The sequence below is a fragment of the Paraburkholderia sp. SG-MS1 genome (assembly GCF_012275575.1).
GTDB lineage: Bacteria > Pseudomonadota > Gammaproteobacteria > Burkholderiales > Burkholderiaceae > Paraburkholderia.
Genome location: NZ_NPIH01000113.1, coordinates 24,239 through 43,821 on the forward strand (window position 1 = coordinate 24,239; position 19,583 = coordinate 43,821).

General features: G+C 62.8%; 24 protein-coding genes and 1 pseudogene. 1 reads left to right on the plus strand and 24 read right to left on the minus strand.

Annotated features, from left to right (window positions below):
• Positions 1-12 precede the first annotated feature (12 nt).
• From CIC12_RS08540 to CIC12_RS08550, 3 genes are all read right to left on the minus strand, one after another.
• Positions 13-1,392 carry a cytochrome b gene (locus CIC12_RS08540; protein WP_168663704.1) on the minus strand — a complete coding sequence of 460 codons (1,380 nt, stop codon included), beginning with the start codon at positions 1,390-1,392 and terminating at the stop codon, positions 13-15.
• Positions 1,392-2,015, minus strand: a complete 624-nt coding sequence (gene petA / locus CIC12_RS08545; protein ID WP_168663719.1) for a ubiquinol-cytochrome c reductase iron-sulfur subunit — start codon at positions 2,013-2,015, stop codon at positions 1,392-1,394. The genes CIC12_RS08540 and petA overlap by 1 nt, the downstream gene beginning before the upstream one ends.
• 220 nt (positions 2,016-2,235) lie before the next feature.
• The gene (locus CIC12_RS08550) at positions 2,236-2,982 is read right to left on the minus strand and encodes a Nif3-like dinuclear metal center hexameric protein (RefSeq protein ID WP_168663705.1); all 747 of its coding nucleotides are present in this window, start codon (positions 2,980-2,982) and stop codon (positions 2,236-2,238) included.
• 19 nt (positions 2,983-3,001) lie between these two features.
• On the opposite strand from CIC12_RS08550, the gene CIC12_RS08555 reads away from it, so the two are divergent.
• Positions 3,002-4,222, plus strand: coding sequence for a Do family serine endopeptidase (locus CIC12_RS08555; protein ID WP_121315836.1), 1,221 nt, complete (start codon positions 3,002-3,004; stop codon positions 4,220-4,222).
• Positions 4,223-4,378: 156 nt separating this feature from the next.
• Here the strand turns inward: CIC12_RS08555 and tatC are convergent, their stop codons facing one another.
• The 21 genes and pseudogenes from tatC to CIC12_RS33015 all read right to left on the minus strand — a co-directional run.
• Entirely contained in the window at positions 4,379-5,161 is a 783-nt protein-coding gene (gene tatC / locus CIC12_RS08560) for a twin-arginine translocase subunit TatC (RefSeq protein ID WP_168663706.1), read from the minus strand.
• 34 nt (positions 5,162-5,195) lie between these two features.
• Complete coding sequence (gene tatB / locus CIC12_RS08565) at positions 5,196-5,714, minus strand: Sec-independent protein translocase protein TatB (RefSeq protein WP_168663707.1); 519 nt, start codon at positions 5,712-5,714, stop codon at positions 5,196-5,198.
• A gap of 39 nt (positions 5,715-5,753) precedes the next feature.
• Positions 5,754-5,993, minus strand: coding sequence for a Sec-independent protein translocase subunit TatA (tatA, locus tag CIC12_RS08570; RefSeq protein ID WP_168663708.1), 240 nt, complete (start codon positions 5,991-5,993; stop codon positions 5,754-5,756).
• A 263-nt stretch (positions 5,994-6,256) separates the two neighbouring features.
• Entirely contained in the window at positions 6,257-6,622 is a 366-nt protein-coding gene (locus CIC12_RS08575) for a histidine triad nucleotide-binding protein (RefSeq protein WP_168663709.1), read from the minus strand.
• Positions 6,623-6,703: 81 nt separating this feature from the next.
• On the minus strand, positions 6,704-7,099 hold the full coding sequence (locus CIC12_RS08580; protein ID WP_121315841.1) for a DUF4870 family protein: 396 nt from the start codon (positions 7,097-7,099) through the stop codon (positions 6,704-6,706).
• A gap of 84 nt (positions 7,100-7,183) precedes the next feature.
• Complete coding sequence (locus CIC12_RS08585) at positions 7,184-7,567, minus strand: phosphoribosyl-ATP diphosphatase (protein ID WP_168663710.1); 384 nt, start codon at positions 7,565-7,567, stop codon at positions 7,184-7,186.
• Positions 7,564-7,974, minus strand: coding sequence for a phosphoribosyl-AMP cyclohydrolase (hisI, locus tag CIC12_RS08590; protein ID WP_342030512.1), 411 nt, complete (start codon positions 7,972-7,974; stop codon positions 7,564-7,566). Before hisI ends, CIC12_RS08585 begins: the two co-directional genes overlap by 4 nt.
• Before the next feature lies 1 nt (position 7,975).
• Positions 7,976-8,749: an imidazole glycerol phosphate synthase subunit HisF gene (gene hisF / locus CIC12_RS08595; protein WP_121315843.1), complete on the minus strand. Its 774-nt coding sequence runs from the start codon at positions 8,747-8,749 to the stop codon at positions 7,976-7,978.
• Positions 8,750-8,961: 212 nt separating this feature from the next.
• Complete coding sequence (gene hisA / locus CIC12_RS08600) at positions 8,962-9,714, minus strand: 1-(5-phosphoribosyl)-5-[(5-phosphoribosylamino)methylideneamino]imidazole-4-carboxamide isomerase (protein WP_168663711.1); 753 nt, start codon at positions 9,712-9,714, stop codon at positions 8,962-8,964.
• A gap of 214 nt (positions 9,715-9,928) precedes the next feature.
• Entirely contained in the window at positions 9,929-10,570 is a 642-nt protein-coding gene (hisH, locus tag CIC12_RS08605; protein WP_168663712.1) for an imidazole glycerol phosphate synthase subunit HisH, read from the minus strand.
• 128 nt (positions 10,571-10,698) lie between these two features.
• Complete coding sequence (hisB, locus tag CIC12_RS08610) at positions 10,699-11,286, minus strand: imidazoleglycerol-phosphate dehydratase HisB (protein WP_042329170.1); 588 nt, start codon at positions 11,284-11,286, stop codon at positions 10,699-10,701.
• Between the two features lie 67 nt (positions 11,287-11,353).
• Entirely contained in the window at positions 11,354-12,424 is a 1,071-nt protein-coding gene (gene hisC, locus CIC12_RS08615) for a histidinol-phosphate transaminase (RefSeq protein ID WP_168663713.1), read from the minus strand.
• 194 nt (positions 12,425-12,618) lie between these two features.
• Positions 12,619-13,953, minus strand: a complete 1,335-nt coding sequence (gene hisD / locus CIC12_RS08620; protein WP_168663714.1) for a histidinol dehydrogenase — start codon at positions 13,951-13,953, stop codon at positions 12,619-12,621.
• Positions 13,954-14,016: 63 nt separating this feature from the next.
• A complete protein-coding gene (gene hisG / locus CIC12_RS08625; protein WP_042329176.1) occupies positions 14,017-14,703 on the minus strand; it encodes an ATP phosphoribosyltransferase in 687 nt (228 codons plus the stop codon).
• Positions 14,700-16,055, minus strand: a complete 1,356-nt coding sequence (gene murA / locus CIC12_RS08630) for a UDP-N-acetylglucosamine 1-carboxyvinyltransferase (protein ID WP_446727995.1) — start codon at positions 16,053-16,055, stop codon at positions 14,700-14,702. The genes hisG and murA overlap by 4 nt, the downstream gene beginning before the upstream one ends.
• 18 nt (positions 16,056-16,073) lie before the next feature.
• Positions 16,074-16,313: a BolA family protein gene (locus CIC12_RS08635; RefSeq protein ID WP_007180203.1), complete on the minus strand. Its 240-nt coding sequence runs from the start codon at positions 16,311-16,313 to the stop codon at positions 16,074-16,076.
• A gap of 15 nt (positions 16,314-16,328) precedes the next feature.
• Positions 16,329-17,093: an ABC transporter permease gene (locus CIC12_RS08640; protein WP_168663715.1), complete on the minus strand. Its 765-nt coding sequence runs from the start codon at positions 17,091-17,093 to the stop codon at positions 16,329-16,331.
• Positions 17,090-18,022 (minus strand): ABC transporter ATP-binding protein, encoded by a 933-nt coding sequence (locus tag CIC12_RS08645; protein WP_042329180.1) that lies wholly within the window; start codon positions 18,020-18,022, stop codon positions 17,090-17,092. Before CIC12_RS08645 ends, CIC12_RS08640 begins: the two co-directional genes overlap by 4 nt.
• Before the next feature lie 326 nt (positions 18,023-18,348).
• On the minus strand, positions 18,349-18,651 hold the full coding sequence (locus tag CIC12_RS08650) for an STAS domain-containing protein (protein WP_168663716.1): 303 nt from the start codon (positions 18,649-18,651) through the stop codon (positions 18,349-18,351).
• The gene (locus CIC12_RS08655) at positions 18,648-19,280 is read right to left on the minus strand and encodes an MlaC/ttg2D family ABC transporter substrate-binding protein (RefSeq protein ID WP_168663717.1); all 633 of its coding nucleotides are present in this window, start codon (positions 19,278-19,280) and stop codon (positions 18,648-18,650) included. The genes CIC12_RS08650 and CIC12_RS08655 overlap by 4 nt, the downstream gene beginning before the upstream one ends.
• Positions 19,281-19,394: 114 nt before the next feature.
• Positions 19,395-19,583: pseudogene (locus CIC12_RS33015) on the minus strand (MlaA family lipoprotein); the annotation flags it as partial.

The following is a 19,583-nucleotide window of genomic DNA, read 5'->3' on the forward strand; positions in this document are numbered from 1 at the left end:
CCTGGCTCGCGATTAGTGAGGCTTGAACCGCACCCGTTCGGGCGGCTGCTTGAACTTGCCAAGCCGCGTCCAGAACGGCATGCCGAGGAAAAACGCGAAGTAGATCAGCGCACACACCTGAGCAATCAACGTCGAGGCAGGCGAAGGCGGTTTAGTGCCGAGGAAGCCCAACGTCAGGAAAGCGAGCACGAAGATCCCGTAGAACACCTTGTGAAAAAACGGCCGGTAACGGATCGATTTCACCGGCGAGCGGTCGAGCCACGGCAGGAAGAACAGCGAGATCACCGCGCTGCCCATCACCACCACACCCCAGAACTTCGACTCGGTGAAGGCCATCGCCAGGATCACCAGCACCGCGAGCACCGGCAAGCCGAACTTCCACTTGCCGCGTGCGCGCACCAGCGCGAGCAGGCCGAGCAGCGCGATCACGATCATCAGCACGATCTTGAATGGATCGGTGGTGGCGCGCAGCATCGCGTAGAAGGCCGTGAAGTACCACACTGGCGCGATTTCCGGCGGCGTCTGCAGCGAATTGGCCGGCACAAAGTTGTTGGCTTCGAGGAAATAGCCGCCCATTTCCGGCGCGAAGAAGATGATCGCCGCGAAGATCAGCAGGAACACCGTCACGCCCATGAAGTCGTGCACCGAGTAGAACGGGTGGAACGGAATGCCGTCGAGCGGCACGCCGTCCGGCCCTTTCTTCGCCTTGATCTCGATGCCGTCCGGATTGTTCGACCCCACTTCATGCAGCGCGACCAGGTGGGCGATCACGAGGCCGACGAGCACCAGCGGAATCGCGATCACGTGAAACGCGAAGAAGCGATTAAGCGTGACGTCGGAGACGACGTAGTCGCCGCGAATCCACAGCGACAGATCGGGGCCGATGAACGGAATCGCCGAGAACAGGTTGACGATCACTTGCGCGCCCCAGAACGACATCTGCCCCCATGGGAGCAGATAGCCGAAGAACGCCTCGGCCATCAGGCACAGGAATATCAGGCAGCCGAAGATCCACACCAGTTCGCGCGGCTTGCGGTACGAGCCGTACATCAGCCCGCGGAACATGTGCAGATACACGACGACGAAAAACATCGACGCGCCGGTGGAGTGCATATAGCGGATCAGCCAGCCCCACGGCACTTCGCGCATGATGTACTCGACCGACGAGAACGCGAGCGTCGCGTCGGGTTTGTAGTTCATCGTGAGGAAAATGCCGGTGACAATCTGGTTAACCAGCACCAGCAGCGCGAGCGAACCAAAGAAGTACCAGAAGTTAAAGTTCTTCGGCGCGTAGTACTCGGAAACGTGCTTCTTCCAGGTGGAAGTCATCGGAAAGCGCCGGTCGATCCAGCCGACCAGCCCGGTCGTCTCTACTTCGTGGTCGCTCGCCATTACGCTTCTCCTTTCTCGTCCTTCCCGATCACGAGGCCGGTGGCCGACGTGAACATGAAGCGCGGGATATCGAGGTTTTGCGGCGCAGGTTTGTTCTTGAAGACGCGGCCGGCCATGTCGTAGGTCGAGCCGTGGCACGGGCACAGGAAACCGCCTGGCCAGTCGTCCGGAAGATTGGGCTGCGCGCCCGGCTGGAAACGCGGCGTCGGCGTGCAGCCCAGATGGGTGCACACGGCGACGGCGACTAGAAGGTGCTTGTTCTCGGCCCGTGAACGGAATTCGTTGTTGCAGTACTCCGGCAACGGCATCGAAAAGGGATTCTTGGTGAGGGGATCCGCTACCTGGTTATCGGCTTTCTGGACATCGGCGAGCATCTGGTCGGTGCGGTTGATGATCCACACCGGCTTGCCACGCCAGGCGACGGTCATCATGTCGCCGGGCTTGAGATTGCTGATATCGACTTCGACCGGGGCGCCTGCTGCCTTGGCCTTTTCAGATGGTGCAAACGAACTAACAAAGGGTACGACAATGGCAACACCTCCGATGCCACCTGCTACGGTCGTCGCTACCAGCCAGTTACGGCGGCTGCCGTCGACGACGCGTTCATCTTCCTTGTCTCGCATCACACGCCCCACTTCTGAGTTGGATTTTTCCTTCACGTCGCTTCTACCGCCGCTAGTTTGCGCGAATGGAGTCGCCATTTACAAGGGCCGATTGCCAAAAACCGTGCGAAGCCCTTGATAACTCAGGGTTTCTCCGTACGGATCGCAAACTTTTTTGCACCTCCTTTTAAGTGCCCTCTGCGTTATTCGTGCCTTTTTCTTCTTTAATGCAATTCGCAATTCAAACTGGATTAGGGATATCGATAAATAGGTGTTCGATATCGAACTCCTCGGACAGATGCTTGCCCACCGCCTGCACGCCGAAGCGCTCGGTTGCATGGTGTCCGGCCGCGAGAAACGCAACGCCGCTCTCCGCCGATGTGTGCATGACCGACTCCGAGACTTCGCCGGTCAGGTAGACGTCGGCACCCGCGTTGATCGCCGCGTCGAACATACCTTGCGCGGCGCCCGTGCACCAGCCCACGCGCCGCAGTTCGCGGTCCGGGTCGCCGAACACGAGCGGCGTGCGGCCGAGTGTCTGCTCGATTTCCGCGGTGAAGTGTGCGAGCGTGATCGGCATCGGAAAAGTGGCGAGCCAGCCGAGATCGTTCTCGCCGAAGCGCGCGTCGCTGATCCAGCCCATCTTCGCGCCGATCTGCGCGTTGTTGCCGAACTCGCGGTGGTCGTCGAGCGGCAGGTGATAGGCGAACAGGTTCAGGTCGTTGCCGATCAGCAGTTTCAGGCGCGCATGTTTGCGCCCGGTGATCTGCGGCGCTTCGTTGCGCCAGAAATAGCCGTGGTGGACCAGCACGGCGTCCGCGCCCCAGTCGAGCGCGGCTTCCAGGAAGGCCACCGACGCGGTCACACCGGTCGCGAGTTTATTGATCCGGCGCCGCCCTTCGACCTGCAATCCATTGGGGCAATAGTCCTTGAAGCGCGCGGTTTCAAGAAGATTGTTCAAGTACAATTCAAGTTCGATCCGATCCATATAAACCTCTAGTCTTCAGATGCTTAGACGCTTTTGGCTGTTCTTTGCCCAAGCGGTGACTGTGCTGTTGGCGCTGATGTTCATCATTGCGACCCTCAAACCGCAGTGGCTCCAGCGTCAAGGGCAATTCGGCAAGCAGCTCGCCGAACCGATCGTCGCCCTGCGGGAAGTGGCGCCAGGCATCGGCAGCGGCCCGGCCCAGGCGTCCTACGCGGACGCCGCACAAAAGGCCATGCCCGCGGTCGTCAATGTGTTCTCCAGCAAGGATGGCTCACTACCGCCCGATCCGCGCGCGAAAGATCCGCTGTTCCGTTATTTCTTCGGCGACAAGAACAAACGCAATCAGCAGGAGCAACCGGCATCCAACCTCGGCTCCGGGGTGATAGTGAGTTCGGAAGGTTACATTCTAACGAACCAGCACGTCGTGGACGGCGCCGATCAGATTGAAATCGCGCTGGCCGACGGCCGCACCACCAATGCGAAGGTGATCGGCATCGATCCTGAAACAGACCTGGCGGTGCTCAAGGTCAACATGACCAACCTGCCTACCATCACGCTCGGCCGCATGGACCAGACGCGCGTCGGCGACGTGGTGCTCGCGATCGGTAATCCGTTCGGCGTCGGCCAGACGGTGACGATGGGCATCGTCAGCGCACTCGGGCGCAACCACCTCGGCATCAACACGTTCGAAAACTTCATTCAGACCGACGCGGCGATCAACCCGGGCAACTCGGGCGGCGCTCTCGTCGACGAGAACGGCAACCTGCTCGGCATCAACACGGCGATCTATTCGCGCTCGGGCGGCTCGCTCGGCATCGGCTTTGCAATCCCCGTGTCGACCGCGCGCAGCGTGCTGGAGAGCATCATCACTACCGGTACGGTCACGCGCGGCTGGATTGGCGTCGAGCCGCAGGACGTGACGCCGGAGATTGCCGAGTCGTTCGGGCTCGACCAGAAGTCGGGCGCGATCGTCGCGGGCGTGCTGAAGGGCGGCCCTGCCGACCGCGCAGGGGTCAAGCCTGGCGACATCCTGATAAGCGTGAACGGCCAGGAGATCACCGACACCACGCGCTTGCTGAACGTTATCGCGCAGATCAAGCCGGGCACGGCCGCGAAGGTGCATCTGGTGCGCAAGGGTCGCGAGATCGACCTGGACGTGACCATCGGCAAGCGCCCGCCTCCGCCGAAGCAGCCGGTCGAAGATAACGGCGGCGGCGATCAGGACGACGATGCAGGCTAAGGCAGAAGGAAGAATGTACGCGGGGGGTCGCATAAGGGCATAGCGAGCGACCCGCCAACGCCGAAAGCAAAAAGGGCAGTCCGCGACGGGCTGCCCTTTTTGCTTTTTGCTTTGCGCGGGCCACGGTTTTTCTGCGAGCGCCCGGCGAGAGCCGATTCAACCCGGCGGCGAACTCGCGTCTTCGACCACGGTCGGCTGCTTGCGGACAATCAGGCGCGCAGCAATGATCCCCGCTTCATACAGCACGACCAGCGGAATCGCCAGGATCAGTTGCGAGAACACGTCCGGCGGCGTCACCACGGCCGAAATGACGAACGCGCCGACGATCACATACGGCCGGATCTCCTTGAGCTTCTTCAATGTGACCACGTTCATGCGAACCAGCAGCACGACGACGATCGGCACTTCGAATGTCACGCCGAACGCGATGAACATCGTCAGTACGAAGCTCAGGTAATTGTCGATGTCGGTCGTCATTTCCGCGCCGAGCGGCGCGTTGTAATGCGCCATCACGCGGAAGATGGTCGGGAACACCACGAAGTACGCGAATGCCATGCCGCACAGAAACAGCGTGTAGCTGCTGGCGACGAGCGGCACCACCAGCTTCTTCTCGTGCTGATAGAGCCCCGGCGCGACGAACGCCCAGATCTGGTACAGCACGATGGGCAGCGCGATCACGAACGCGACCAGCATCGTCACCTTCATCGGCACGAAAAACGAGCCGGTGACGTCGGTGACGATCATCTTGCCGTCCTTCGGCAGGTTCTGCATCAGAGGACGCGCCAGCAGCCGGAAAATGTCCGGCGCCCAATACACGAGTCCAATGAACACCACGATGACGGCAAGGCCCGCGCGGATGATGCGGTCGCGCAATTCGACGAGGTGTGAAATGAAGGTCTCTTCGGTGCCTTCGTTCTGAGTATGCTGGGGGTCGCTCACACCGGCCCTCGGTTAGAGATTGTCGTTCTGATCATCAGAAGAACCGCGTCGGACGACGCAGGGTGGCGGGCGTATGCCGCGCGACGCGCGCCGCCCCCGATTGCACGCGCGTGCGACGCGTGGTGGCGCGTTTGTACCAGGTGGGCATGGCGGTCTGCTTGACGCGCCAGTTCTTGCGCCTGGGCGCCGTGGCTGGTGTGCTGCTCTGCCACGACGAATTGCCGACGTCTTCGAGCGCGCCGCCGGCAATGCTCGGCGACACCGACGTGCCGCTGTTCCACGCGTCGTTCAGTTCGCTCTCGTGCTTGCGCAGATTGTCCTGAACGGAGGTTTCGACATTGCTCGCGGCCGTTTCAAACTCGGTCTTCATGCGTCGCAATTCGTCGAGCTCGATTTCGCGCGTGACTTCGGACTTCACGTCGTTGATATACCGCTGCGCGCGGCCGAACAGCGCGCCAGCCGTACGGGCAACGCGTGGCAGGCGCTCCGGTCCGAGTACGACGAGCGCGACGACGCCGATCAGCGCCATCTTGGTTAGACCGAGGTCCAGCATGAAGTGGAATGTCCGTCAGTAACGCGGGTGAGCCGCGGCTTAGCGGTAATCGCCGGAACGCGGCGCTTTTTCCTTCGCATCCACATCTACCGCCCCGTTGCGCGGCAATTCGCGCTGCTGCGCGTCACCTGCCGGCGTTTCGGCTTCCTTCACGCCTTCCTTGAAGCCCTTCACCGCGCCGCCCAGGTCGGCGCCGATATTGCGCAGCTTCTTCGTGCCGAACACGAGTGCCACGATCAACAACACGATCAGCCAATGCCAAATGCTCAACGAACCCATGACTACTCTCCTTAACCCCGACACCGCACCGCGATGCGGCAAAATTCGTGCGCCTTGCGGCGTGACCGAAGCGCCTGCGCCCGTTCTGCCGCGCTTGCGCTTCCTCTATACGTGACCGCGGACCGTTCCGACTCAACCGGCGACAGGACGAATGTCATTGTGGCCGAACCATCGCGTCGTCGTTATTACAGTGCTTAAAAACGACAGCCGCGCTATTGTCCACGACCAAAACTCGCAGCGAACGCGTATAACCCCGCTTTGCGTCAGCCCATCCGTTGCCATGGGCGCGGTCCCGCGAGAATGTGCGCATGCAAGTGATATACCTCCTGCCCGCCGCCGGGACCGGTATTGATTACCGTGCGAAAACCCGTTTCGCCGCCGGTGTAGGCAACCCCGAGCTGATCGGCCAGACGCGCCACCAAAACAATCATTCTACCAAGCAGAGGCGCATCGCTTCCGGTGCAATTCGACAGCGTGGCGATGTGTTTGCGCGGAATCACCAGCACATGCGTGTCGGCGGCCGGACGGATGTCGCGGAAGGCAACGAACTCTTCGTCTTCGTGGACTTTGGTCGACGGGATCTCGCCAGCGGCGATCTTGCAGAAAAGGCAGTTCGGGTCGTGACTCATCGTATTCCTGACGCGGTATGACTGGAGCGCGAAGCGACGCAGCAGGATGCGAGCAAAGCCCGATAAACGGGCGCACTACACTCAGACCCAGGCACGCGGATTCGCCAGCGGCTTGTTATCGTACAGATACAGCCAGCCTTTGATAATACGGTACAACATCCAGATGCTAACGGCCCACAGGACCGGAATGCCGATCACCACGAGCAGCAGCATGGCGCCGATCGCGTAACCGAGCAGACACAGCCAGAAGGAACGGATCTGCCATTCGAAGTGGGCTTCGTACGGCGTGCCCGCCACGTCGGGCCGCTTCACGTAGTTGATGATGATCGCGATCAGGATCGTCAGACCGCCTGTCAGCCAGTGGACCGCGTATAGCGCATACAGCACGTGAGTGAGCGTGCGTAGGCTGCGTTCGCGTTCCGGCTCCATTGCGTGGCGATAAACCGGCGGCGGGTAGCTCTCGTTTGGCTGTTCCATGATTGCGTCCTCCCGATGATGCGCTCAGATGCGTTCAGTGCAATATGGGCACCGGTGCGCGCGGCTTCAAGCCGGGCCGGCCGATCAATCGCCGTTCTGTTCGCGTTCGCGGCTCTTTCGCAGCGCCTTTTCCTCGATGCCCGACAGGCCTTCGCGGCGCTCGAGTTCGGCGAGCACGTCCGCCGGACTCAGATCGAAGTGCGACAGCATCACGAGGCAATGGAACCACAAGTCCGCGACCTCGCCGACCAGCGCCTTCGGCGCACCGCCGTGGCGCGCGTCCTTGGCGGCCAGCACGACTTCGGTGGCCTCTTCGCCGATCTTCTTGAGCACCGCGTCATCGCCCTTGTGGAACAGGCGCGACACGTAGGAAACGTCCGGGTCGCCGCCCTTGCGGCTGTCGATGATCGCCGCGAGGCGCAGCAAGGTATCGGGGGTAGACGACGTGGTTTGAGTGGATTGCGTCATTTGTAGATGTGTTCGGGGTCTTTCAGCACGGGATCGACGGCGAGCCAGTCGCCATCATCCACCGAGCCTTCGAATTTCTGGAAAAAGCACGAGTGGCGGCCGGTGTGGCACGCGATGCCCGACACCTGCTCCACCTTCAGCAGCACGACGTCTTCGTCGCAATCGAGCCGCACTTCGTGCACGCGCTGCACGTGGCCGGACTCCTCGCCCTTGAACCACAGGCGCTGACGCGAGCGCGAGAAGTACACCGCACGGCCCAATTCGATGGTCTTCGCCAGCGCTTCGCGGTTCATCCACGCGAACATCAGCACGTCGTTGGTCGACGCTTCCTGCGCGATCACAGGCACGAGGCCGTTCGCGTCCCACTTGACCTTGTCGAGCCAATTGACTGCCGAGGGATTCACCACGTCACAACCTCACCGAAATGCCTTGATCGGCCATGAAGCGCTTGGCCTCGCCCACGGTATGCTCGCCGTAGTGGAAGATGCTCGCGGCCAGCACCGCGTCCGCGTGACCGTTCCTGATGCCGTCGGCCAGATGCTGCAGGTTGCCCACGCCGCCCGACGCGATCACTGGAACCGGCACCGCGTCCGACACCGCACGCGTGAGCGCGAGGTCGAAGCCGCTCTTGGTGCCGTCGCGGTCCATGCTGGTCAGCAGGATTTCGCCGGCACCGAGTTCGGCCATCTTGCGCGCCCATTCGACCGCTTCGAGGCCGGTGGCCTTGCGGCCGCCATGCGTGAAAACTTCCCAGCGCGGCGGCTCGCCGTCCGCGGACACGCGTTTCGCATCGATCGCGACGACGATGCACTGCGAGCCGTATTTGTCGGTCGCGTCTTTGACGAGTTGCGGGTTCGCGACCGCCGACGAGTTCATGCTGATCTTGTCCGCGCCAGCGTTCAGGAGGCGCCGCACGTCTTCGACGGCGCGCACGCCACCGCCGACCGTCAGCGGAATGAACACCTGCGAGGCGACCGCTTCGATGATCGGCAGGATCAGATCGCGCTGGTCGGAGGTGGCCGTGATGTCGAGGAAGGTGAGTTCGTCGGCGCCCTGATCGTCGTAACGGCGGGCGATTTCGACCGGGTCGCCTGCATCACGCAGTTCGACGAAGTTGACGCCCTTGACCACGCGTCCAGCCGTGACGTCGAGACAGGGGATGATGCGTTTAGCTAGAGCCATGATCTTGCAATTCTGCCAATACCGCTGATGAGGCCGCTCGCCCGGGGGCTTGCGGCGCTATGCCCGGCGCGACCAGCCCCGCGAGGCTGCCAAGGCTGGTCGCGCCGCGAGTCAAGCGCGGCCACGACGCGCAACGTGCTATTCCGCGGACGCAGCACATCGGACCGCCGCGACGGCCGGGTTCGAAGTCCCGCCGCGAGCGCGATTCGGGGTTACGCGTCGTCCGATTCGCGCAGCCGGTCCGCGAGCGTCTGCGCCGCCGTGAAGTCGAGATCGCCCGAGTAGATCGCACGGCCGCAAATCACGCCTTCAATGCCCTCGTCTTCGACTTCGCAGAGCGATTCGATGTCCGTGAGGTTCGACAGACCGCCGCTCGCGATCACCGGAATCTTCACCGCGCGCGCGAGCCGCACCGTCGCTTCGATGTTGATGCCTTGCAGCATGCCGTCACGGCCGATGTCGGTATAGATGATCGATTCGCAGCCGTAGTCCTCGAACTTGCGCGCGAGATCGGCAACTTCGTGGCCGGTCAGCTTGCTCCAGCCGTCGGTCGCGACCTTGCCGTCTTTCGCATCCAGCCCGACGATGATGTGGCCGCCGAACGCCGTGCACGCATCCTGCAGGAAGCCGGGATTCTTCACCGCCGCGGTGCCGATGATCACGTACGACAGACCGTCGTCCAGATAGCGCTCTATCGTGTTCAGGTCACGGATACCGCCGCCCAGTTGCACGGGAATCTCGCCGCCCACTTCCTCGATGATCGCCCGGATCGCCTCTTCGTTCTTCGGCTTGCCGGCAAACGCGCCATTCAGGTCGACGAGGTGCAAACGACGGGCGCCACGCTCGACCCAATGTCGGGCCATCGCCGCCGGTTCCTCGGAAAATATCGTCGCCTGGTCCATATCGCCTTGTTTGAGGCGTACACACTGACCGTCTTTCAGGTCGATGGCGGGAATCAGCAGCATAGCAATCGGGTGTTGTCTGGGAAGGGGTTGAAGGTCGGCGGCAGCGGCTGAAAAGTCAGTGCGTCAAAACGCCGTTTCGCTAGTTTAGTACAAGTCTTTCGACGCCCTTGCTGAGCGCCCTCTGCAAGCGAAATCGCAGTGCTGCGGTTACGGCGCACGCCGGACGCCGCACTTGCGGCGCAATGGCGCGTGGCGACCGGATGAAAAAAGGCGCTCACGGGTTCCAGTGCACGAAGTTGCGATACACGCGCAGCCCCGCGTCGGCGCTCTTTTCCGGGTGGAATTGGGTCGCGAAGATGTTATCCCGCGCCACCGCCGAGGTAAAGGGCACGCCGTACACCGTTTCGCCTGCGGTATGACCCGCGTTGTCCGGCTGCACGTAATAACTGTGCACGAAATAGAAGAACGCGTTGTCCGCGACGCCGTCCCACAGCGGATGCGGCTGCGCCTGGCGCACGCGGTTCCAGCCCATTTGCGGGACCTTGAAGCGTGAGCCGTCGTCCTGCACCTGGCCTTCCAGGTCGAAGCGCAGCACCTTGCCCGGCAGCAGGCCCAAGCCCGGCGTATCGCCTTCCGCGCTCCAGTCGAACAGCATCTGCTCGCCGACGCACACGCCCATCAGCGGCTTGCTGCGCGACGCCTCGATCACGGCTTCCTGCAAGCCGGACTCGCCGAGACTGCGCATGCAGTCGGGCATCGCGCCTTGGCCGGGCAGCACCACGCGGTCGGCGGCGCGGATCGCTTCCGGCTGGTCGACGATCGCCACGTCCGCTTCCGGCGCAGCCTTGCGCAATGCCTGGGCAACCGAACGCAGGTTGCCCATTCCGTAATCCACAATCGCTATCGAAGTTTTCATTTCAAATTTGGCGGCGACGCCGTCGATCGATCGACGGTGAGGTTCAGCGCCGAACGACGGTCGGCCGACGCGCGGCGCAGGTCAATGAGTCGTCTGAAGTTGAGCGGCTGAATGCGGCTTGGTTAGGCTTAAAGGCTGCCCTTGGTCGACGGAATCTGCCCCGCCGCGCGTTCGTCCATTTCCGTGGCCATACGCAGCGCCCGGCCGAATGCCTTGAACACCGTTTCCATCTGATGATGAGCGTTCAGGCCGCGCAGGTTGTCGATATGCAGCGTGACGCCCGCGTGATTCACGAAACCGCGGAAAAACTCGATCGACAGATCGACGTCGAACGTGCCGATGCGCGCGCGCGTGAACGGCACGTGGAATTCGAGACCCGGACGGCCGGAAAAGTCGATCACGACGCGCGACAGCGCTTCGTCGAGCGGCACGTAGGAATGACCGTAACGGCGGATGCCCTTGCGATCGCCGATTGCCTTCGCAACGGCCTGGCCGAGCGTGATACCGGTGTCTTCGACCGTGTGGTGGTCGTCGATATGCAGGTCGCCATGCGCTTCGATCTCGAGGTCGAACAACCCATGGCGGGCGATCTGGTCGAGCATGTGATCCAGAAACGGCACACCGGTGGCCAGCTTCTGCTGACCGGTGCCGTCCAGATTGATCTTCACACGGATCTGCGTTTCGCTGGTGTTGCGAACGACTTCCGCAAGGCGCATGGTAATTCCTCGAATCTAGCTAGAAAGCGATAGTAGTGTGGAGTGGGAAAACGGCAGCGCCGTTCGTTCAGTGCAGCACGAGTTTGAGGCCGGCCAGCAATTGCGCATTCTCCTCCGGCGACCCGACGGTCAAACGCACGCAATTGGCCAGCAATGGATGCATTTTACTCACGTTTTTGATCAGAACCCGCGCGGTGAGCAGGGTTTCGAACATAACGGACGCATCGGGCACGCGCACCAGCAGGAAGTTGCCGGCGCTCGGGAACACGTGCGCGCCGGGTAACGCGGCCACCGCCTGCGCGAGTTTCGTGCGTTCTTCGCGCAATTGCGCGGCTTGCGCATCGAGCACGTCGACGTGCTCGAGCAGGAAATCGGCGGCAGCCTGTGTCAGCACGTTGGTGTTGTACGGCGGCCGCACTTTGTCGAACTCGGTCAGCCACGCGGGCTTGCCGACCAGGTAGCCGAGACGGATGCCGGCGAGGCCAAGCTTGGACACCGTGCGCATCACGACGACGTTGTCGAACGCGTCGGCGCGTGGCAGCCAGCTTTGCTGCGCGAACGGTTGATACGCCTCGTCGATCACCACGAGGCTCTTGCCTGCCGCGGCAATGATGCGTTCCATGTCGGCGTCGTCGAAGAGCGTGCCGGTCGGGTTGTTCGGATACGCAAGATAGACGATCGCGGGTTCGTGCTCAGCGATCGCGGCGAGCATCGCTTCGGTATCGAGCGTGAAATCCGCCTTCAACGGCACGCCCACGAATTCGAGATTCGCGAGCTTCGCCGACATCTGGTACATCACGAAACCCGGCACCGGCGCGAGCACCTTCGCACCCGGCTTCGCGCACGCGACCGACACCATGCTGATGATTTCATCCGAACCGTTGCCGAGCAGCACGTCGCAGCCGGCCGGCACGCCCATCACGCGCTTGATCTTTTCGATTAGCGCGTCCGGGCGCGGCGCCGGGTAGCGGTTCAGCGCAACGCCGGCGAGATGCTCGCCGAGATGCGCGGCCAGCACCGGCGGCAACGGAAACGGGTTTTCCATTGCGTCGAGCTTGATAAAGCCCGTGGCGTCCGGAACCGGATAGCTCGTCATCGCGAGCACGTCGCGGCGGATGATGTCTTGAGGTGTCGTCATAGCTGTATGGAACCGGCCGCGAGGGAAGATGCCGGCCGGGCATCGGCGGCGCTCAGGCCGCCCTGGTTGGGCTCTATTGTCGTCATTAACGGGAGGAGCAACGAGCGCGCGCAATCCGTCGCTGAAGTGTGCGGGCACCCGCTCGCTGGCTGCCCGCTTATCTTCCGTGTCAGAGTCGCAGCGCCCCGCCGCTCCTAGCCGCGATCGTTGCTATTCTGCCGCATCCGGTATTCGGCGCTGCGGGCATGCGCCTGCAGGCCTTCGCCATACGCGAGTTCAGCGGCGATCTCGCCGAGCGTCTGCGCGCCTTCCGCGCTGACTTCAATCAGGCTGGAGCGCTTGAAGAAATCGTAGACGCCCAGCGGCGACGAGAACCGCGCGGTACGCGACGTCGGCAGCACATGATTCGGTCCCGCACAGTAGTCGCCGAGGCTCTCGCTGGTGTAGCGGCCGAGGAAGATCGCGCCCGCATGGCGAATCAGCTGGCCCCACTGATGCGGCTCCAGCGCGGAGATTTCGAGGTGTTCCGGGGCGATGTCGTTGGCGATCGCACAGGCTTCCGCCATGTCGCGCACCTTGATCAGCGCGCCACGCCCTTCGAGCGACGCGCGGATCACGTCCTGGCGCGGCATGGTCGGCAGCAATTCGTTGATCGCATCGTGCACGCGCGCGATGAACGCGTCATCCGGGCATAGCAGGATGGATTGCGCGAGTTCGTCGTGCTCGGCTTGCGAGAACAGGTCCATCGCGACCCAGCGCGGGTCGGTGGTGCCGTCGCATAGCACGAGAATTTCCGACGGCCCGGCGATCATGTCGATGCCGACCGTGCCGAACACGCGGCGCTTGGCCGATGCGACGTACGCGTTGCCGGGACCGCAGATCTTGTCGACCGCAGGCACGGTTTGTGTGCCATAAGCCAACGCGCCCACCGCCTGCGCGCCGCCGATCGTGAACACGCGATCCACGCCGCCGAGGAGTGCTGCCGCCAGCACCAGCGGATTCTTCACGCCGTCCGGCGTGGGCACGACCATGACGATTTCGCGCACGCCGGCCACGCGCGCCGGAATCGCATTCATCAGCACCGACGACGGATACGCGGCCTTGCCGCCCGGCACGTAGATGCCCGCGCGATCGAGCGGCGTGACCTTCTGGCCGAGCACCGTGCCGTCAGCCTCGGTGTACTGCCAGCTATGGCTGCCGCACTCGATCTTCTGCTTTTCGTGGTAGCCGCGCACGCGCGCCGCCGCCGCTTCGAGCGACGCACGACGCTTCGGCTCCAGACCTTCGAGCGCCGCTTCCAGCTCGGCCATCGGCAGCTCCAGCGCGGCGACGCTCTTCGCGTCGAGCCGGTCGAAGCGGTTCGTGTAGTCGAGCACCGCCGCGTCGCCGCGCGCCTTCACGTCGTTCAGAATCTGCGCGACCGAGCGCTCGATTGCTTCGTCTTCGCTCGCCTCGAACGCGAGCACCGCATGCAGCGACTTGTGGAAGTCGGGAGCGGTGGAATCGAGTTTGCGAATCTTGATAGACATACGGGTATCCGTTTTCGGTAAGGCGCGCTTTACAGCGTGGTCACAACATTATCGGGCCGCCGTTCAGCCGGCTTTCGACGCACGTTCGAACGCGTCGAGAATCGGCCGCAGCGCGGCGCGCTTCAGTTTCAGCGCGGCCTGGTTCACGACGAGGCGCGACGAAATCTCCATGATCTCCTCCACCTCGACAAGGTTGTTGGCGCGCAAGGTATTGCCCGAACTCACCAGGTCGACGATCGCATCGGCGAGGCCGACGAGCGGCGCCAGTTCCATCGAACCGTACAGCTTGATCAGATCGACGTGTACGCCCTTGGCGGCAAAATGCTCACGTGCGGTCTCAACATACTTGGTCGCCACCCGCAGGCGCGCGCCCTGGCGCACAGCCTTCGCATAATCGAAACCCGCTGCGACCGCGACCGACATCCGGCAGCGCGCGATATCCAGGTCGACGGGCTGATACAGGCCGCTGCCGCCATGCTCGAGCAGCACGTCCTTGCCCGCCACGCCGAAGTCGGCCGCGCCGTATTCGACATAGGTCGGCACGTCGGTGGCGCGCACGATGATCACGCGCAGGTTCGCGTCGGTGGTCGGCAGAATCAGCTTGCGCGAGGTTTCCGGGTCCTCGGCCACTTCGATGCCGGCTGCCGCCAGCAGCGGCAGCGTTTCTTCGAAGATACGCCCTTTCGACAGCGCGAGCGTGAGCGGTGCGCTCACCGCCGGCGAGGACGACGTTTGCGGCATCGAACTCATGCCTGGCTCCCGGACACGCGGCGCACCTTCGCACCAATCGCGTTGAGCTTGGTCTCCATCCGGTCGTAGCCGCGATCCAAATGATAGATACGGTCAATCAGCGTTTCGCCTTCGGCACGCAACGCGGCGATCACGAGACTCGCGGACGCGCGCAGATCGGTCGCCATCACCATCGCGCCGGACAGCTTGCCGACGCCGTTCACGAGCGCGGTGTTGCCGTCGATCGTGATGCTCGCGCCGAGGCGGTTCAATTCCTGCACGTGCATGAAGCGGTTCTCGAAGATCGTTTCGACGACCTGCGAGGTGCCGTCCGCGATCGTGTTCAGCGCCATGAACTGCGCCTGCATGTCGGTCGGGAACGCGGGATATTCGGAGGTGCGGAACGTGACGGCGCTCGGACGCTTGTCCATGCGCACGCGCATCCAGTCGTCGCCTTCTTCGATCGTGACGCCCGCTTCGCGCAGCTTTTCGGTCACGGCTTCGAGAATCAGCGGACGCACTTTACGCAGCGTGACGTCGCCGCCGGCTGCCGCCACCGCGCACAGGAACGTGCCGGCTTCGATGCGATCCGGAATCACCGTGTGCTTCGCGCCATGCAGCTTGTCGACGCCCTGGATCACGAGGCGATCCGTGCCAATGCCTTCGATCTGCGCGCCCATCGCGACCAGCAGATGCGCGAGGTCACCGACTTCCGGCTCACGCGCCGCGTTCTCGATGACCGTTTCGCCCTCGGCCAGCACCGCCGCCATCAGCAGGTTTTCGGTGCCGGTCACGGTGATCATGTCGGTGACGATGCGCGCGCCCTTCAGACGCTTCGCGCGGGCTTCGATGAAGCCGTGCTCGATCGTGATTTCGGCGCCCATCGCCTGCAGGCCCTTGATGTGCTGATCGACCGGACGTGCGCCGATCGCACAGCCTCCCGGCAGCGACACCCGCGCGTGGCCGAAGCGCGCGACCAGCGGGCCGAGCACGAGGATCGACGCACGCATGGTCTTGACCATCTCGTACGGCGCGACGACGTTGTCGACCTTCGACGCGTCCAGCGTCACACGGCCTTCGCCGCTCTCGATGCGCACGCCCATCTGGGCGAGCAACTTGAGCATCGTGCGCACGTCCTGCAGGTCAGGCACGTTATCCAGATGCACCGGCTCCGCGCTGAGCAAACCCGCGCACAGAATCGGCAATGCCGCGTTCTTCGCACCCGAGACGACGACTTCACCCGACAGCGGGTAGCCACCTTCAATGACGAGTTTATCCATGCCTGTCAGTTCCTGATTGACCCGGACTTCGGCCGGGGCTGCATTGACCGTGTTCGACGCGCCGCTACCCGCGTCGCGCCCTTCTTGAGTAATTCGCACTAAATTTCCAGATTACGCGTTCTGCCATTCGGCGGGCGTCAGCGTCTTCATGCTGAGCGCGTGGATTTCTTCGCGCATGCGGTCGCCGAGCGCCGCATACACCAGTTGATGACGCTGGATCGGACGCTTGCCTTCGAAGCTCGGCGACACGATGGTCGCGAAGAAGTGCTGGCCGTCGCCTTCGACTTCGAGATGCTGGCAAGCGAGCCCAGCCGCAATGTATTGCTTGACCTGTTCGGGAGTCGGCAACATGAGAGAAGCTCCTGATCAGTGGCGCAGTTTGTAGCCGGAAGCGAGCATGCGCATCGCCACCACGGCCAGCACCACGAAGAAACCGGCGACGATCGCAAGGCTCAAGAGCGGATTGATATCCGACATCCCGAAGAAACCGTAGCGAAAGCCGTCGATCATGTAGAAAAAAGGATTGAGACGCGACACTTCGCGCCAGCCCGGCGGCAGCGTATGCGTCGAGTAGAACACGCCCGACAGGAACGTGAGCGGCATGATCAGGAAATTCTGGAACGCGGCGAGCTGATCGAACTTCTCCGCCCAGATCCCGGCGATCAGACCGAGCGTGCCGAGAATCGCCGCGCCGAAGAGCGCGAACAGAATGATGTAGAGCGGCGCGGTGAAGCTGACCGGCACGAACCAGATCGTCACGATGAACACGCCGAAGCCGACCGCGAGCCCGCGCGCCACTGCCGCGAGCACATAGGCGGCGAACATCTCGTAGTGCGACAGCGGCGGCAGCAGCACAAACACCAGGTTGCCGGTGATCTTCGACTGGATCAGCGACGACGAGCTGTTCGCGAACGCGTTCTGCAACACGCTCATCATCACGAGACCCGGAATCAGGAAGCTCGTGTATTCGACACCCGGATAGACCTGCACGTGGTCGCGCAATGCGTGGCCGAAGATGGTCAGATAGAGCAGCGCGGTGATGACCGGTGCGAGCACGGTCTGGAACGCCACCTTCCAGAAACGCAGCAACTCCTTGTAAAACAGCGTACTGAATCCACTGTAGCCGCTCATGCAAGCCCCTCGATCACTTCCGGACCGTTCATCACCTGAACGAACACATCTTCGAGGTCGGCCTTGCGGACCTCGATTTCTTCGAACGTACAGCCCGCTGCGCGGCACTGCGCGAGAATCCGCTCGACGTCGTCGTAGCTCGTGAGGCGCAGCAGATGCTGACGGCCATTGCCGTTGCCCGCGCCACTTTCTGCTTCGAGCGGACGCAGCTCCGCTGGCAGCACGCCCTGCGCGAAACGCACGAACAGCTGCATGCCGGCGAAGCGCTGCAACAGCGTGCTGGTGCGCTCCAGCGCGACCACTTCGCCACGCCGCAACATCGCGATGCGGTCGCACAGCGACTCGGCTTCTTCGAGATAGTGCGTGGTCAGCACGATCGTGTGGCCTTCGCGGTTCAGGCGCGAGATGAATTTCCACAGCGTTTGACGCAGCTCCACGTCGACGCCCGCGGTCGGTTCGTCGAGGACGATTACCGGCGGGCGGTGCACGAGCGCCTGCGCGACCAGCACGCGACGCTTCATGCCGCCCGACAGCGCGCGCATATTGGCGTCGGCTTTATCGGTGAGGTCGAGATTGGCCATGATCTCGTCGATCCACGCGTCGTTGTTGCGCAGGCCGTAGTAGCCGGACTGGATGCGCAAGGTTTCGCGGACGGTGAAAAACGGATCGAACACGAGTTCCTGCGGCACCACGCCGAGCGCGCGTCGCGCGTCGCGGAAGTCGGTCACGACGTCGTGGCCACGCACCGCGATACTGCCTTCATCGGCGCGCGCGAGGCCGGCGAGGATGCTGATGAGCGTCGTCTTGCCCGCGCCGTTCGGCCCGAGCAATCCGAAGAACTCGCCTTCTTCGACTGTGAGGCTGACGCCCTTGAGCGCCTGCAAGTCTTTGTAGCGCTTCTTGACGTTACGAATTTCTATGGCTGACATGACTGTGGGCCGCGTGGGTCGCAGCGCCTAAATGAACCCTGTGGGAGCCTTGAGCAGCCCGGAGCAGGGTCAACAAAATGCTGGGAGAAACGGAATTGGGGCCGGTAACGAGCACCAAAAAACGTTTGATTATAGGGCAAAAATCAGCGGGCCCGACTCGACCGGAAGGATTGAAAGTGACGCGGAGGGAGCGTCAATGCGGCGATGGTGGGGGAGCGGCGTGGGCGCCAAAGCGGGAAGCCCAGAGACTCGCGTTGCGTCGGGCCGGAGTATGCGCGAAAGCGCTAACCCCGGTCGACTCGCGTTGCGTGGGACCTGGATGAGCGCTAAAGCGCCAACTCTGGTGGACACACCAGCGTATCGACGCCGTAGGCCTGCGCGAGACTGGCGAGACCAGCCGGCAGATTGACGATCTTAAATTTGAGGCCGCGAGCCTCAGCGGCACGCTGCCATGCGAGAAACACGGCCAGCGCGGAGGAATCGAACTGCGTGAGCGGCGCGCAATCCACACCGGTCGCGCCGGCCGAGATGCGTTGCAAACCCGCCGAGAGCGCGGCCTTCGCGCTCTCGTGGGTCAACGTTGCACCGCTCTCGAAGCAGTTCGCGACGGCGCTCAGCACTTCGCTCACGACTGCTTGCCCGCGGCGAGTTGCTGGTTGCGCTGCGTGAGGAACTGGATCAGCCCGTCAACGCCCTTCTGCTGGATCTGCTCATTGAACTGCTGTTGATACGCCTGGATCAGCCATGCGCCGAGCACGTTGATGTCATACACGCGCCAGCCTTGCGGCGTCTTGTACAGGCGGTAGTCGAGTTCGATCGGCGAGCCGTTGTTCATCACCACCGAGCGCACCACCGTGTCGGTGTCGTCCGGATTCATGCGGAACGGCTTGTACTGGATCTGCTGGTCGCGCACCTGCGCGAGCGCGCCCGAGTACGTGCGGATCAGCAGCATCTTGAACTGCTCGACCACCTGATTCTGCTGCTCGGGCGAGGCCGTGCGCCAGTTACGGCCCATCGCCAGTTGCGTGGTGCGGCGGAAATCCGTGTACGGCAGAATCTTTTCGTTGACGAGACGAGTGATGTGCGAAATGTCGCCCTGCTGGATCGACTTGTCGGCGCGCACCGCGTCGATCACCTGCTGGGTGACGGTCTTGATCAGGACGTCCGGCGAATTCGTGTCCACGGTTTGCGCCGATGCCCCGGCACTCACAAAGGAAAACAACGCAGCGAACAACGGAATCAGGAAAAGTTTTTTCATATCGAGCCTAGTCTTAAAAGTAGTGCAAGCGTTTGAGCCGACCTTAGCACGCGAGTTCGACGGCAATCCATGCGCAAACTGCGAGAGTCGTATCGATCTGTTACCGCCGCACGTTCAGCGCAATTTGAATGACGGAAAATTGAAACGCGTCGGTGGTACCAGTTGGCCTGCCGGAATTTGCGTCGTTTCGGGACCGCCGTTCAGGTCGAGCGGCGGGGTGTCCGACTCGCCCGACGCGGCTCCCGACGCCGCTTGCGGCGGTGTCGCGGCGGCCGGACCGGATGCCGGCGCAGCCTTCGCAGC

Coding starts and splice junctions, on each gene's coding strand:
- CIC12_RS08540 (WP_168663704.1), bottom strand. CDS start 1,392: ATGGCGAGCGACCACGAAGTAGAGACGACCGGGCTGGTCGGCTGGATC.
- petA (WP_168663719.1), bottom strand. CDS start 2,015: ATGCGAGACAAGGAAGATGAACGCGTCGTCGACGGCAGCCGCCGTAAC.
- CIC12_RS08550 (WP_168663705.1), bottom strand. CDS start 2,982: ATGGATCGGATCGAACTTGAATTGTACTTGAACAATCTTCTTGAAACC.
- CIC12_RS08555 (WP_121315836.1), top strand. CDS start 3,002: ATGCTTAGACGCTTTTGGCTGTTCTTTGCCCAAGCGGTGACTGTGCTG.
- tatB (WP_168663707.1), bottom strand. CDS start 5,714: ATGCTGGACCTCGGTCTAACCAAGATGGCGCTGATCGGCGTCGTCGCG.
- tatA (WP_168663708.1), bottom strand. CDS start 5,993: ATGGGTTCGTTGAGCATTTGGCATTGGCTGATCGTGTTGTTGATCGTG.
- CIC12_RS08575 (WP_168663709.1), bottom strand. CDS start 6,622: ATGAGTCACGACCCGAACTGCCTTTTCTGCAAGATCGCCGCTGGCGAG.
- CIC12_RS08580 (WP_121315841.1), bottom strand. CDS start 7,099: ATGGAACAGCCAAACGAGAGCTACCCGCCGCCGGTTTATCGCCACGCA.
- CIC12_RS08585 (WP_168663710.1), bottom strand. CDS start 7,567: ATGACGCAATCCACTCAAACCACGTCGTCTACCCCCGATACCTTGCTG.
- hisF (WP_121315843.1), bottom strand. CDS start 8,749: ATGGCTCTAGCTAAACGCATCATCCCCTGTCTCGACGTCACGGCTGGA.
- hisA (WP_168663711.1), bottom strand. CDS start 9,714: ATGCTGCTGATTCCCGCCATCGACCTGAAAGACGGTCAGTGTGTACGC.
- hisH (WP_168663712.1), bottom strand. CDS start 10,570: ATGAAAACTTCGATAGCGATTGTGGATTACGGAATGGGCAACCTGCGT.
- hisB (WP_042329170.1), bottom strand. CDS start 11,286: ATGCGCCTTGCGGAAGTCGTTCGCAACACCAGCGAAACGCAGATCCGT.
- hisC (WP_168663713.1), bottom strand. CDS start 12,424: ATGACGACACCTCAAGACATCATCCGCCGCGACGTGCTCGCGATGACG.
- hisD (WP_168663714.1), bottom strand. CDS start 13,953: ATGTCTATCAAGATTCGCAAACTCGATTCCACCGCTCCCGACTTCCAC.
- hisG (WP_042329176.1), bottom strand. CDS start 14,703: ATGAGTTCGATGCCGCAAACGTCGTCCTCGCCGGCGGTGAGCGCACCG.
- CIC12_RS08635 (WP_007180203.1), bottom strand. CDS start 16,313: ATGTTGCCGACTCCCGAACAGGTCAAGCAATACATTGCGGCTGGGCTC.
- CIC12_RS08640 (WP_168663715.1), bottom strand. CDS start 17,093: ATGAGCGGCTACAGTGGATTCAGTACGCTGTTTTACAAGGAGTTGCTG.
- CIC12_RS08645 (WP_042329180.1), bottom strand. CDS start 18,022: ATGTCAGCCATAGAAATTCGTAACGTCAAGAAGCGCTACAAAGACTTG.
- CIC12_RS08655 (WP_168663717.1), bottom strand. CDS start 19,280: ATGAAAAAACTTTTCCTGATTCCGTTGTTCGCTGCGTTGTTTTCCTTT.